The sequence below is a fragment of the Pseudarthrobacter sp. MDT1-40-2 genome (assembly GCF_059383595.1).
Window position 1 is genome coordinate 195,152 of record NZ_JBWZCL010000002.1, and the last position, 13,505, is coordinate 208,656.

Sequence of the window (13,505 nt, forward strand, 5' to 3'; positions counted from 1 at the left end):
TTTTGCTGACTTTTGAGGACTTTTGCGGACCGCCTCAGCGAGCCGACCAGCCGCCGTCCATGGTGTAGCTGGCACCAGTAACCATTCCGGCAGGATTGGACACAAGCCAGCCCACCAGGGACGCTACTTCCTCCGGTTCCACCAGCCTCTTGATGGCAGATTCCGTGAGCATCACCTGGGTCAGTACCTCTGACTCGGGGATCCCGTGTACCAGCGCCTGGTCTGCGATCTGCTTCTCCACCAGCGGGGTTCGCACGTAGCCCGGGTTGATGCAATTGGACGTAACCCCGTGTTCCCCGCCCTCCAGCGCAGTCACCTTGCTGAGCCCCTCAAGGCCGTGCTTGGCGGCAACGTAAGCGCTTTTGAACGGGGAGGCGCGGAGGCCGTGCACCGAGGAGACGTTGATAATCCTGCCGAACTTGTTCGCGTACATGTGCGGCAACGCAGCCCTGATCAGCAGGAACGGCGCCTCAAGCATCAGGGTGATGATGCGCCGGAAATCGGCCGGATCGAACTCCTCGATGGGGCTGACCCGCTGGATCCCGGCGTTGTTCACCAGGATGTCGCAGTCCAGGCTCAACGTTCCGAGCGAGTCCACGTCCAGCAGGTCAATGCCCCAGGCAGTTCCCCCCACTTCATCGGCGAGGTCGGCAGCTCCGGCGGAATCGACGTCGGCCACCACCACTTTTGCCCCGCGGGCGGCGAGCTCGCGCACGCACGCCGCCCCGATGCCGCTGGCACCCCCGGTGACCAGGGCCTTGCGGCCGTTCAAGTAATTTTCCATAACAGTGCCCTTCCGGCAGTCACTGACCGTTCGCCTTCCGTTCAGCGGACGACGGCGGCAGAAGCCAGGCCTTCGCGTTTGGCGTCCGCCAGGTCCACCTGCTCCAGGGCGATCCCCTTGGTTTCCTTCAGGCTCAGCACTACTGCGGCAGTGATGCCGCAAGCCACCAGGAGGTAGATGGCAGTGGGAACCCAGGAACCGGTGTCCTTGAGCCACTGGGTGGCCAGAAGCGGAGCCAGTGAACCGGCAAAGATGGACGTCACTTGCGAGCCCAGCGAGACGCCGGAGTAACGCATCCGGGTGGGAAACAGCTCAGCCATGATGGCCGGCTGTCCTGCGTACATAAACGCGTGCAGGCACAGGCCGACTGTTACTGCGGCAACGATCACCACGGCATTGCGGGTGTCGAACATCGGGAATGCAAAGAACGGCCAGGAGGCACCGGCAATCGCGCCGAGCAGGTACACCGGTTTGCGGCCCCAGGAATCTACCAGGCGTCCTACCTGCGGGATGACCAGGAAATGGATGACGTGCGCGATCAGCAGGGCCAGCAGGAGCGATGACGTGTCGTACTGGTGGACGCTTTTGAGGTAAACGATGGAGAAGCTGACCACCAGGTAGTACATGATGTTCTCCGCAAAGCGCAGTCCCATCGCCTGCAGAATGCCCTTGGGGTATTTGCGGACCACTTCGAAGACGCCGTAGCTGACGGCTTGTTCCTTCTCCACCAGCGCCTTGGCTTCGAGGAAAATGGGAGCTTCGGTCACGTGCGTGCGGATGTAGTAGCCAACGAACACGATCACCGCGGACAGCCAGAACGCCACCCGCCAGCCCCAGCCAAGGAACGCCTCGCTGCTGAGGGTGGTGGACATGATGAACAGGACCAGCGTGGCCAGCAGGTTCCCTACCGGTACGGCAGCCTGCGGCCAGCTGGACCAGAATCCGCGCGATTCATTGGGGCTGTGCTCGGCCACAAGCAGCACGGCACCACCCCATTCACCGCCCAGTGCAAAGCCCTGGATGAAGCGTAGCGCCACCAGCATGGCCGGAGCCGCGTAGCCGATTTCGGCAAAGCCCGGTAGGCAGCCCATCAGGAATGTGGCAACGCCGACGAGCACAATGGTCAGCTGGAGGGTGGGCTTACGGCCCAGTTTGTCGCCGATCTGACCGAACACAATGCCGCCGAGCGGGCGGGCCACGAAGCCCACGGCGTAAGTGAGGAATGCCTGGATGATGCCATCCAGTTCGTTGCCGGTGGCGGGAAAGAAGTATTTGCCAAAAACGAGGGTGGCTGCTGTGGCGTAGAGGAAGAATTCATACCACTCCACCACCGTTCCCGCCATGGAAGCCGCCACGATCTTCTTCAGCCCGGTGCCCTTGGCTGCGGATCCGGCCGGACCCGCACTGTGCGCTCTGCCCGTCCGGTGTTGCTCTGTGCTCATGATGTCTCCTCGGTGTCCACATTGACACGTGCCGGTCCCTCGGTTTGTGAGCCACGGCACAACTGCTGCCACTGAGTATTCCTGCACAGTCGCAGCCCTTCAATGACCAGTTCGGCACGCTACATGTGCACAATTGCAGATATGACAGTCAACCCTGACGACCTCCTGATCCTCCTCGCGGTGTCCCGCTCAGCAAAATTCACGACGGCGGCACAGAACCTGGGCCTCAACCACACCACCATCTCACGCAGGATAGCCGCCCTTGAGAAGGAACTGGGCGGCAGGGTCCTCGCCCGGGCGTCCGGCGGTTGGGAGGTGACCGAGTTGGGCGCGGAGGCGGTGCGGGCAGCGGAACGGGTGGAGGCCGCGGTGGGCACGCTGGGACCGGCGGGCGAGGCACCTGACCCCATTGCCGGCGTCGTACGCATGACCGCTACCGACGGTTTCAGCGCCTACATTGCCGCACCGGCTGTGGCCAGACTGCGGCGCCGGCACCGGGGACTGAGCGTGGAGGTGGTGACCATGACGCGTCGGGCGCTGCAACAGCGGTCCGGGCTGGACATCGAGGTGGTGGTAGGCGAGCCGCAGGTGCATCGGGCGGAGGCGATCCGGCTGGGTGAGTACATGCTGGGGATGTACGCGTCGCGGGCGTACCTCGCCGAAAACGGCACGCCCTCCACTGTGGACGAAGTGACGGAGCACCCGCTGGTGTACTTCGTGGATTCGATGCTGCAGGTGGACGATCTGGACGCGCCCCGGCGGTTGGTACCCGCCATGCGCGACGGCCTGACCTCCACCAACGTTTTTGTGCACGTGGAAGCCACGCGGGCCGGCGCCGGGATCGGATTTTTGCCGTGTTTTATGGGCGATCGCCACGAGGACCTGGTCCGGCTGCTGCCTGCGGAGTTCGCCGAACTGCTTCCCTACTGGATGGTACTGCGGCCGGATTCGATGCGCCGGCCCGCCGTGGCCGCAGTCGTCCATGCGCTGCAGGAGGAAGTGGCCGCTTCCAGGGATGCGCTGCTGGGCCGCGGACCCGGTGGCTGAGACCCGGTGGTTGAGCCCTCTGGTGGTTGCGCTTGTCGAAACCGGGATCTCGACAGGCTCGATCACCAGGCCCGCTCGATCACCGGGTTACGCCGGGTCGTGCCGCACCGGCGAGTTCCTGGCGAAGGCGCGGACCTGGGCGTCGTTCCAGATGTGGGCGGGAACGGCGCCGCCCAGGAGCCGGCGGGCCAGCGACGGATCGTCGTCGAACGGCCGGTCCGAGCCGGCCATCACCATGTTGCCGTAACGCCTGCCCTTGAGCATGGCGGGATCGGCAACGAGTGCCGTGTATTCAAAGGCGGCTGCGATGGTGGCGGCATCCTCGCGCGCGTTCTTCAAGTCCGGAGCATCGCCGGAGTTCACCACGTAGATTCCGCCGGGTGCCAGGACGTTGCGGACGTGGTCGATGAACTCGTTGGTGGTGAGCGGGCGGGGCGTCACAGACCCGGCAAAGACGTCGCGAATGATGAAGTCGCGGGAGTCCGGCGTCAGCGATTCGGTCACCTCACGGGCCTCCCCCACACGGAGCCGGAGCATGGGCGCCTTGGGGAGGTTAAACCAGCCGCGGACGTATTCGGCCAGCTTGCCGTCCAGCTCCACCACCACTTGGCGGGCATCCGGATAAGCCGCATGGAAGTACCGTGCGAGGGAGCAGGCACCACCGCCGAGGTGCAACCCGCGCAGTTTATGGTGCTCACCCGCCGGCCATCGCGACTCAATCAAGGCCGCAATCCAGCGCATGTACTCAAAGTCCAGGAACAGCGGATCGGCAAGGTCGATGTGCGAACTCATCACGCCGTTGATTTTCAGCAGCCAGCCGGTGGAATTGTCCTGGTCCTGGATCAGCTGGCAGTCGCCGGTGTCAATGTAGTAGACGCCCTCAACAGGACCATCGGCACGGCTGCCCTTGGGCAGCTCGATGACTCCCGGGATCGGACTGCCCTGGTTCCTGCCGCCGCTTTTGCCGCGCCGTGCCACTATTTCCGCACCCGGTCCCGGAGGGTTTTACTCATGCTTCAACCCTAATCCAGTCTCAGGCGCCCACCTCCCGTGAGCCGCCGTTGCGGATCCTTTCCACCACGGCACTGGTTGACTGCTCCGGCACGTACTCCAGGATGGCCACCTCGCCGCCGCATTCCTCCACTGCGGCAGTCTCGGCCAGCATGGACGCCGTGTAGTCCCCGCCCTTCGCGTAGATTTCGGGGCGGATCTGCTGGATCAGCGGGATGGGCGTGGGAGTGTCGAACACTGTCACATAGTCCACGCAACTGAGCGCCCCGATCACTGCCGCCCGATCAGCGACACCGTTGATGGGCCGCCCGGGTCCTTTCAGCTGGCGGACGGATTCGTCACTGTTCAGGGCCACCACCAGCACATCGCCCAGCTGCCTGGCCTGGTTGAGGTAGCGGGTGTGGCCCCGGTGCAGGACGTCAAAGCAGCCGTTCGTCAGGACAATACGCCGCCCCTGTGCCCGCTCAGCTTTAAGCCTGGACATCAGCTCCGAAGGCTCCAGCGTTGTCTCCGCGAAGCTGCCCAGGTAGCGGCTGAGCTGCTCTGTGCGGCAAATTGCGGTTCCTGCCTGCTGCACCACAACGTCTGCAGCCGCCTGCGCGAGGTCCAGGCTGGTGGTGAGCGGCAGCCCGCACGCCCGGCCAATAGTCAGCGCGGCCACAAAGGTATCGCCGGCACCGGATGCCTGCTTCTCGGTTGCCGGCCGGGCCCAGGTGCGGTGCGACGGGCCGTCCGTCAGCAGCATGGTGCCGTCCCGGTCCAACGTGGCCACCACGGCTTTGGCGCCCGTGAGTTGCAGCATTTTTTCCCGCTGTCCGGCCAGGAATCCCGCGCGCGCCGAACCCTCGGGAAGCTTAACACCCAGCATCCGCGACGCTTCCAGGGCATTGGGCGTAACCAGGTCCGGTTCCAGCACTGACCAGTTCCGGGGATCGTGCGCATCCACCACCATCAGGGGGCGTCCCTTCGCCAATCCGACGGCGGCACTCACCTTCCCGATCATGCCGTTCTCCAGGGTGCCGGTGCCGTAGTCACAGATAATGACGGCGTCGCGCCCGGCAACAGCCTCCGGCAGCAATGCGGCCAAAGTATCCGTGGCTTCCGCCGGTACGGGGGCTGAACAGTCATCCAGCCTGAACATGATCTGACCGGCGCTGCTCACCCGGATCTTGGTGGGGGTGACCACACCCGGAAGCTGCAGCAGGTAGCGGACGTCCACGCCGCCTTCCTGCAACAGGGAGCGCAACCTTTCCCCGTTGGCATCCATCCCGACGACGCCGGCCAGCGTCACCTTCGCGCCAAGGGCGGCCAGGTTCATGGCCGTGTTGGCAGCACCTCCGGGCGAAAACTCCCGCCGCAACAGGTCCACCACCGGCGCCGGGGCTTCACGACACATCCGCTCTATATTGCCCGTCCACCAGCCGTCCAGCATTACGTCGCCGATCACGGTCACGGCGGGCTGACGCTGGGCGAGGATGTGCGGGAGCGTGTCTGAGAGCGCCCGTTGCGTGGACAGATCAGGGGTTGTCATCGGGCACCACCGTCTGGTTGTCGGGGTGGGGTGGCAGGCGGCGCGCTCACGTGAACCACTTTGACCCTGGTGAATTCGTCCAGGAGTTCAGGCCCGTAGCCGAAGCCCTGCCCGCTGATGCCGCGCGGCTGGGCTGATCCGCCGGGGGCGCCGCCGAACACCGCGTTGATCTTGACGGTCCCCACCGGAAGTGCGGCGATGGCCTGCTGCGCGTGTTCCAGGCCTGCGGTCAGGACGGTCGCCGCCAGCCCGTAGTCGCCGGCGGCCGCCAGCGAGAGTCCCTCCGCGAAGGAATCCACCACCCGGACCGGGGCCACCGGCCCGAAGGTCTCCTGGAGCATGATGTCCATGGTGTCAGCGCACCCGGTTAGTACCGTAGCGGGATAGAAGGCGCCCGGACCTTCCGGAACCTGGCCGCCCACCAACGCCTCGGCGCCCCGTGCCAGGGCCTCCGAAACCTGGGCCTCGACTGTGTCGCGCATGCGCGTATCCACCAGTGGCGCCAGGCTCCCGTCCGCATTCCGGCGTCGTGCTTCTTCAGCGAGCGCTTCGCAGAAGGGTTCTGCAATGTCGCGGTGCACGTAGATGCGTTCAACGGACGTGCAGATCTGTCCGCTGTTACTGAACGCACCGATCGCCGCCTGTTCAGCGGCCCAGACGGGATCGACGTCGGCGTCCACCAGGAGCGGATCATTCCCGCCGTTTTCGCGGATGACGTGCGCCCCCGTGAGCATGCCGGCACGGGCGATGCGCGCTCCCGCATCACTGGAACCAACGTGCGCGATGACGGCGACAGCGAAGTCCTGGGTAAGGAGCATGCCGACGTCGGGCCCTCCGGAGAGCGTGCTGAACACACCCCCCGGAAAGACCGGCTCCAGCACTTCGCCGAGTTCACGTCCCAGGCGCGGGCACCGTTCGCTGGGTTTGTGGATCACGGAGTTTCCGGTGACCAGCGCGGCGCCGATCAGTCCGCAGGCAACCGCCACAGGATCGTTCCAGGGTGTGAGCACAGCGGCAACGCCACGAGCCTCGGGCACCGTGTAGTCACTGGCGAAGGTGCCGCCGCGGAGGCTGTGTCCCCGGTGCAGCGGGCCCAGTTCGGCGTACTGCCTGAGCGTGCCGATGCCGGCCTCGATCCCTGCCCTGGCTTCATCCACCGGGCGGCCGGTTTCCAGGGCATTGGTTTCAGCCAGCTGCTGGGCCGAAGCACTAAGGGCGTCCGCGGCGTGATGCAGCATGGCGCCGCGGTCAGCCGCGGGAGTGGCTTTCCACTCTTCCCACGCGGCGACTGCCGCGCCGATTGCGCGGCTGACCTCTTCCTCGGAGGCCACCGGCACCTCCGAAGCGACGTCCCCGGTGCGGGGGTTCAAGACGGTCAGGACGGCCGGAACGCCTGTTTCGGCTCCGGTGCTGGTACTGCTTTCCGTTTCCTGCTGCATGTTTGCTTGCATGGCTACCTCCTGGGAATCACGTACCCAAGCGGACGGTACTTCACACACCCCGGACTTCACACACCCGGGCGGGGTCTCCTGGGGATGCCCTCGAAGATGCTCCTCAAAGTGACGCATCAGGGCCGCCTGTCATGGCGCGTCTGGAGAAGAAGCATTATGGTGATCTCACCAGATACTAAGGGGGCTTACTGTTTTGCTGATCAAGGAAGCGGGCGCACCCGGCGAAGGTTCCGGCGTCGGGCCCGTACTGGAAAAATTCGACGGCGTCTCCCGAATTGCCGTGCTCCGCGGGGGCGGTCTGGGCGACCTGATGTTTGCCCTGCCTGCCGTTGCCGCGCTCAAGGCGGCATACCCGCAAGCCACGGTGACCATGCTGGGGACGCCACTGCACGCGATGCTGGCTGCCGAGATTTACACGCCCATGGACGAGGTCTGCGTGCTGCCGTTTGCGGAGGGGGTGCGGCCTCCGGGCCCCGGGGACGCCGAGGACGCGGAAGAACAGGAGAAGTTCTTTGCCCGGATGCAGTCCCGCCACTTTGACCTGGCCGTCCAACTGCACGGCGGCGGGCGCTACTCCAATCCTTTCCTCCACAGGCTGGGGGCCCGGTACACCGTAGGCGCCAGAACTCCCGACGCCGTCCCGTTGGACCGCTCGCTGCCCTACCTCTATTACCAGCACGAGGTCCTTCGCGCCCTGGAGACGGTGGGCCTGGCTGGTTCCGCCCCCGTCGGGTTGGAGTGCCGCTTGCGCCCGCTCCCCCGGTTCACGGCTGAGGTCCGCGGGATTCTGGCTGACGGGGCCATGGAAGGAGCTCCCGTCGTCGTGATCCACCCCGGCGCCACGGATCCGAGGCGGCGGTGGTCCGCGGCGGCCTTCGGTGAACTTGCCGCAAAGGCGGCCGACGACGGCTGCCGGGTTCTGGTGGTTGGTGCCGGCGAAGATGTGGAACTGGCCGGCGAGATAGTGGACCACGCGCGACAGCAGGCGGCGCCCGGACGGGCCGTCATGGTGGAATCCCTGGCGGGCCGGCTGGGGCTGGGCCAGCTCGCTGCATTGCTCGCCGCCAGCGACGTGATGGTGGCAAACGACAGTGGCCCCCGGCACCTCGCACAATCCCTGGGGACGCCGACCATCGGCATCTACTGGGCGGGAAACGTCATCAACGCCGGTCCGCTGGGCCGGGCGCTGCACCGGATCCATATCTCATGGAAGACGAACTGCGCGGTGTGCGGCGCGGATCTCAGCCAGGTGGGCTGGACCGCGCCGCGCTGCCCGCACGACGAGTCGTTGGTGGACTCGGTGGCCGTGAAGGACGTCTATGCGGATGTGGTCGAGCTGCTGGCGACGGGCTGATCCGTCGGCGAGGAAACGATGAGGCGCTGGCAGATCCGCACGAGCACCGGGGTCAGGACGAGCAGGAGTGCGCAGAGTCCGGCCACGGCCAGCATGGACCCGCGCAGGCCTGCCGCTTCAGACCACAGCCCCACGTAGACGGGGCCGAGGAGAAAGCCGAGGTAGGACACGGTCGCAAGGAGAGCGGTGGCCTTGCCGAGGACTTCCACGCGGATAGCCCGGGAAAGCATCCCCAGCAGGGTCGGATACAGGACCGCGCTTCCGGCGGCGGCGATCGCCAGCCCAATCCAGGCAACGATTGTTGATGGCGCCCCGGCCAGGATCACCGCACCAAGAGTGGCAGCAGCCGCCCCAACAATCAACGTGCCCATGGCTTGGGATGGTTTCAGCGCTCCGGTGCTGAATCGGGTGATGGCGACTACGGCGGCGAACACAGCAGGGGCGGTGGAGCTTAACCCGGGACCCGTTCCCAGCTCGTCTTCAAAGAATACGGCGGACCAGCTCTGGTGGGCGTTTTCGCCGGCGAAGGCCAGAGCCCCGAGGATTCCAAGGAGGAGGACCGCCGGCACCGGCACCCCCGTTCCGGTGGCGCCGCGGCAATAACGCGTTTCAGCTTCCCCTTCCCGCACCCCCAGCGCGGCACCCGACGGAGCCCGCGGAGGAAGGGTGCGCAGGAGGAGCAGACCGACAACGCCCGACGCCGCAACCACCGCGACGAAAGAGAACACGATGGTGGCGCCCTGTGCGGTTGCCAGACCGGTGCCAAGGCTGGAGACGACCACGAAGGCGGAAAACATGCCGTGGGAGCGTGTAATGACCGGCACCTCTGCTGCCTGCTCCGCAGCCCCGGCCGCCGCATTGATCGCAACATCGGCCGCTCCGCTGGCCGCTCCTACAAGCAGCAGGCCCACACATAGGCGGGTAAAGTCCGTCGCTCCCAGGGCAACGACCAGCCCCGCGACTCCCTGACCCATAAGGGCCGTCGCCGCCGTTAAGCGGACTCCAAGCCGATCAATGACCCGGCCGGTCAACAGCATGGCCGGCAGCGCCCCGGCGCCAACGAACAACAGCGCCATTCCCAGTTGGCCATCAGAGATATCCGCCTGAGATCTGAGGCCCGGAACCGACGCTCCCCACGTGCCCCAAAAAATCCCGAACGCCGCGAACGATGCGTAGGACGCCAGGGGCGGACTGGGGGCTGGAAACAGCAGTAAGCGGCGCATTGTGTAACGATACACAGATATGCTTGGTTTATGCCATCTTCCGCTTCGGCTTCCCGGGTCACTCTCAGCGAGGTGGCACGCGCGGCCGGAGTTTCTGTAATGACCGCTTCCTACACCTACAACACTCCCTCGCGTGTTTCCGCTGCATCCCGGGAAAAGGTCCTGGCTGCTGCGCAGGTGCTGGGGTATCCCGGACCCGATCCCAGCGCCCGGTCCCTTCGGCGGGGAAGCAGTGGTGCGCTCGGAGTGGTGTTGGGCGAGAGCCTTCCCTACGCCTTCGACGATCCCCAGGCGACGCGGTTCCTCGCCGGGATAGCGGATGTGTGCTCCGGGCACGGCCTGGCCATGACTATTCTTCCCACCAACGGTTCGGCTGAGGACACCCAGCGCATCCGCGCGGCAGCCGTGGACGGCTTCGTGGTGTGGACGACCACAGAGGATGATCCAGTCCTTGACGCTCTGGCAATGACGGGCCGGCCGGTCACCATTCACGGCGGGCCACAGAGGAACTCCTTTGGCCTGGTGGGCATTGAGGACCGGGCGGCTTCCCGGGCGGTCGCAGAGGCCGGCTTGCGTCAGAGCAGGCGCCCAGCGGTCGTTAGCTTCCCCTTTTCCAAGATACGTGCCGCAACGCTCGCACTCGGGCCGGACCCAGCAGCAGCAACCTTCCCGATCACCCGAAACCGGCTCCTGGGATTCCAGGACGCCATCACCGCCGCAGGATTCCACTGGAACCAGATCCCCGTGGCGGCATGTTCAACCAACACCGCCGCCGAAGCGGCACGGGTAGCCGAACGACTGCTCTCGGGCAGCGATCGACCGGATGTGATCCTCACAATGAGTGATGAGCAGGCGCGAGGAGTCCTCAACGCAGCGGCGCAGGCCGGCATCCGGATTCCAGCCGACCTCGCCGTAACAGGATGGGACGCCTCCGACGCCGCCCGGGACTGCCGGCTCACCACCATAGAACAGGACCTCCGAGGCCAGGGAGCCGCCTGCGCCGAGGCCGTCATCACGGGCAACCCCGCGGTCCAGCCGCAACCCTGGCGGCTGATTACCGGGCGTACCACGCGCTAGCACAAAGCGGCCCGTCGATCACCAACGCTTGCCGCTACGCTTCCAACGTCGCCCTTGACGAGTTGGGCTGCCGCCGGACCTTGTCAGCCCCCTAGGTGGTGGATGGTGAAGGCGGCCAGGAAGCCCACGGCTGCGGTAAGGCCGGTGAGGTTGTGATGCTCCTCGAAGGCCTCAGGAATCATGGTGTCAGCCACCATGGCAAGGATTCCGCCTGCTGCTATGGCCGTGATGAAAGCTATGAGTTCAGCCGGGGCGTTTTCCAGGGCGGCATAGCCAAGGAGCGAGGCAAGCCCGGAGAATACGGCAATCGCCGTCCATACACCGAAGACGTAGCCTGCGCTCCTGCCGGCCCGCTTCATCCCGGCCGTGCTGGAGAGACCTTCGGGGACGTTCGAGATGAAGACCGCGGCGAGCATAGCCGGGCTGACGGTCCCCGAAGCGAGTAGCCCCACCCCGAGAACAGCGGATTCGGGGATCCCGTCGATGAGCGCTCCGATGGCGATCGCCGTTCCGCTGCCGGGTGAGTCCTTCTCGGACGGATGCTTCTGCCCTGACCGTTTCCGGTGCTTGGCTCCTGCGCGGGTCAGGAGGGCGTTGGAGCCGACAAAGATCAGGGCCCCTGCCAGGAAACCCGCCACGGTGGGCAATAATCCCCCACTGTCAACGGCCTCATCAACCAGTTCGAAAGCCAAGGCCGAGATCAGCACGCCGGCACCGAAAGCCATCACGGTCGAGACAATCCTGGGCGGGACTTTCCACCACCAGGCAATGCCGGCACCCAGGACGAGGGCAGCTCCGGCCACGGTGCCCCACATCAGTGCCTGCATCCACATCGGCATTATCCGCTCCCTCCACAGCCCTCCTGCCGTACGAACGGCGGATCATGACGGCTCTACCCGTAGCGGACCTTACCAGCGAAGGACGGCAGGGCGCTTGTCAGGGGGCTCACCCGCGGCCGTGCCCGCCGGGCGTGATCCTTTCACCTGCATGCCGACGTCGGAGGGCAGGGCTTGCAGCTACTCTACTGATCGCCACCAAGGCGTGGCAGGTCAAAGAGGCGCTGGAGGACCTGCAGGGAAAGATCGATGATCGAACGACTGTGGTGACTCTCCAAAACGGCGTCGATGCCCCCGAGGTTGCCCGACGCATCTTCCCTGACTGTCCTGTACTTGCTGCAACGTGCATGGTGATCGTGAAGCACACCGCCCCGCTGGCTGTTGAACTGGTGGGCGGCGAGGCGGACCCCCAGCTCGGGCTCTTTGATACAGTCGGCACCGGCAGTGGCATCGTCGAGCAGGTGGTGGCCGCCCTCAATGACAGCTCCATGACCGCAACCTTGGTCAAAGACGTGCACCGGGCGCTATGGAAAAAAATCGCCCTTATCGCCTCTTATGGCGGAGTGGGTGCCGTATCCGGCGTCCCTGTAGGGGTGACTCGAGCCCATCCCGAAACCCGGTCCATGGTTTTGGAGGGCATTACCGAGTGCGCCTCGGTTGCTCATGCCTCAGAGCTGGCCGATCAAAACGGGGCGATTGTTGCCCGCGCCGAACAGGGAGGAGTATCCACCCCTACGCATTCCTTCATCCTGCGGTCCCAGTTACCACGCGAACGGCAAGCCAGGTCCCGTCCATGACTGGCTAGGCAGGTCAGTCTGTTGCCATGCTCCCAATCAGCTCGAGAAGGCGTTTAACCTGCGGGTGCCAAGGCCGGTCGGACGGACCGGTGAAAACGAGCCGGCGCCCTATGCGGATGTGGTCGAGCTGCTGGCGGCGGGCTGATTTGTCGGCGCAGGCCTGGCGTCCCAAGGACTTGTCATCCGACTAAACTCATGCCCGCAAAACCATGACCCATCCGGTCCCGCTTGGTGCGAAGATATGCCTCATTGCATGGGTTTACGAAGACGGGAGTAGGCAGCCGCTCAACATCGACGTTGAGCGCCCTCAGTTGCTCTGACTTTTCAGGGTTGTTGGTCAGCAGGGAGATGGATGACCAACCAAGGTCCTTGAGAATGTCAACAGCGACTTCGTAGGTTCGAAGGTCCGGCTCGAAGCCGATGGCAAGATTGGCGTCAACGGTGTCGAGGCCCTCGTCTTGCTTCTGGTACGCAAGGAGCTTGGCGGACAAGCCGATCCCCCGGCCCTCCTGGTGAAGGTAGATAACTGCTCCAAGACCAGCGGACTGGACGGCCTGCAGGCCCCATTGAAGCTGCGGGCCGCAGTCACAACGGAGGCTGCCCAGAAGGTCGCCTGTGAAGCACGCGGAGTGGATACGCACTGCCGGCCGCTCATCTGATACGCGTTCCTCCCATGCCCTGGGCAGCACAACCTGGGCTTCCGTTACTCCGTCGGTGTAATTGCGAAGTTCCAGTTCCCCGTAAGTCGAAGGGATGTAGGCCTTCGAAGCGAGCACATGCATGAGTTCTCCAACTAATCGCTAAGACATGGCAAGAGTGGGCCGCACGTCCTCAAGGGTTGCGGAACCACATGAGACCGAGCGAGCCCCAGTGCTCAAAGCATGCTGGAGCAGAAGCGCACTGTCAACATTTGTAAAGGGAATTCTCGGGAAAGTCATAAGGGCCTCGTCAT

Annotated in this window: 12 protein-coding genes; 4 read left to right on the forward strand and 8 right to left on the reverse strand. The window is 65.1% G+C overall.

Annotated features, from left to right (window positions below):
• Positions 1-34 precede the first annotated feature (34 nt).
• Together AC50X5_RS07095 and AC50X5_RS07100 are read right to left on the reverse strand one after the other, a co-directional pair.
• Entirely contained in the window at positions 35-784 is a 750-nt protein-coding gene (locus tag AC50X5_RS07095; RefSeq protein ID WP_494975407.1) for a 3-hydroxybutyrate dehydrogenase, read from the reverse strand.
• Positions 785-825: 41 nt separating this feature from the next.
• Positions 826-2,226 (reverse strand): MFS transporter, encoded by a 1,401-nt coding sequence (locus tag AC50X5_RS07100; RefSeq protein WP_494975408.1) that lies wholly within the window; start codon positions 2,224-2,226, stop codon positions 826-828.
• Between the two features lie 141 nt (positions 2,227-2,367).
• Here AC50X5_RS07100 and AC50X5_RS07105 point away from each other — a divergent pair, with 141 nt between their 5' ends.
• Positions 2,368-3,273 carry a LysR family transcriptional regulator gene (locus AC50X5_RS07105; protein WP_494975409.1) on the forward strand — a complete coding sequence of 302 codons (906 nt, stop codon included), beginning with the start codon at positions 2,368-2,370 and terminating at the stop codon, positions 3,271-3,273.
• 87 nt (positions 3,274-3,360) lie between these two features.
• Here the strand turns inward: AC50X5_RS07105 and AC50X5_RS07110 are convergent, their stop codons facing one another.
• Genes AC50X5_RS07110 through AC50X5_RS07120 form a run of 3 tightly spaced genes read right to left on the reverse strand, consistent with a single transcriptional unit; the run spans position 3,361 to position 7,266 of the window.
• A complete protein-coding gene (locus tag AC50X5_RS07110) occupies positions 3,361-4,251 on the reverse strand; it encodes a spermidine synthase (protein WP_494975410.1) in 891 nt (296 codons plus the stop codon).
• Between the two features lie 55 nt (positions 4,252-4,306).
• Positions 4,307-5,815: a D-glycero-beta-D-manno-heptose 1-phosphate adenylyltransferase gene (gene rfaE2 / locus AC50X5_RS07115; protein WP_494975411.1), complete on the reverse strand. Its 1,509-nt coding sequence runs from the start codon at positions 5,813-5,815 to the stop codon at positions 4,307-4,309.
• Positions 5,812-7,266: an aldehyde dehydrogenase family protein gene (locus AC50X5_RS07120; protein ID WP_494975412.1), complete on the reverse strand. Its 1,455-nt coding sequence runs from the start codon at positions 7,264-7,266 to the stop codon at positions 5,812-5,814. Before AC50X5_RS07120 ends, rfaE2 begins: the two co-directional genes overlap by 4 nt.
• 193 nt (positions 7,267-7,459) lie before the next feature.
• On the opposite strand from AC50X5_RS07120, the gene AC50X5_RS07125 reads away from it, so the two are divergent.
• Entirely contained in the window at positions 7,460-8,620 is a 1,161-nt protein-coding gene (locus tag AC50X5_RS07125) for a glycosyltransferase family 9 protein (protein ID WP_494975413.1), read from the forward strand.
• Here the strand turns inward: AC50X5_RS07125 and AC50X5_RS07130 are convergent.
• On the reverse strand, positions 8,584-9,843 hold the full coding sequence (locus AC50X5_RS07130) for an MFS transporter (RefSeq protein WP_494975414.1): 1,260 nt from the start codon (positions 9,841-9,843) through the stop codon (positions 8,584-8,586). The two genes, AC50X5_RS07125 and AC50X5_RS07130, sit on opposite strands and share 37 nt — an antisense overlap.
• Before the next feature lie 30 nt (positions 9,844-9,873).
• Between AC50X5_RS07130 and AC50X5_RS07135 the strand changes: the two genes are divergently transcribed.
• A complete protein-coding gene (locus tag AC50X5_RS07135) occupies positions 9,874-10,920 on the forward strand; it encodes a LacI family DNA-binding transcriptional regulator (RefSeq protein ID WP_494975415.1) in 1,047 nt (348 codons plus the stop codon).
• 83 nt (positions 10,921-11,003) lie between these two features.
• Here AC50X5_RS07135 and AC50X5_RS07140 read toward each other — a convergent pair whose 3' ends face one another.
• The gene (locus AC50X5_RS07140) at positions 11,004-11,759 is read right to left on the reverse strand and encodes a ZIP family metal transporter (RefSeq protein WP_494975416.1); all 756 of its coding nucleotides are present in this window, start codon (positions 11,757-11,759) and stop codon (positions 11,004-11,006) included.
• A 131-nt stretch (positions 11,760-11,890) separates the two neighbouring features.
• Here AC50X5_RS07140 and AC50X5_RS07145 point away from each other — a divergent pair, with 131 nt between their 5' ends.
• A complete protein-coding gene (locus AC50X5_RS07145; RefSeq protein WP_494975417.1) occupies positions 11,891-12,553 on the forward strand; it encodes a ketopantoate reductase family protein in 663 nt (220 codons plus the stop codon).
• 179 nt (positions 12,554-12,732) lie between these two features.
• On the opposite strand, the gene AC50X5_RS07150 is transcribed toward AC50X5_RS07145, so the two are convergent.
• A complete protein-coding gene (locus tag AC50X5_RS07150) occupies positions 12,733-13,335 on the reverse strand; it encodes a GTP cyclohydrolase II (protein WP_494975418.1) in 603 nt (200 codons plus the stop codon).
• Positions 13,336-13,505 lie beyond the last annotated feature (170 nt).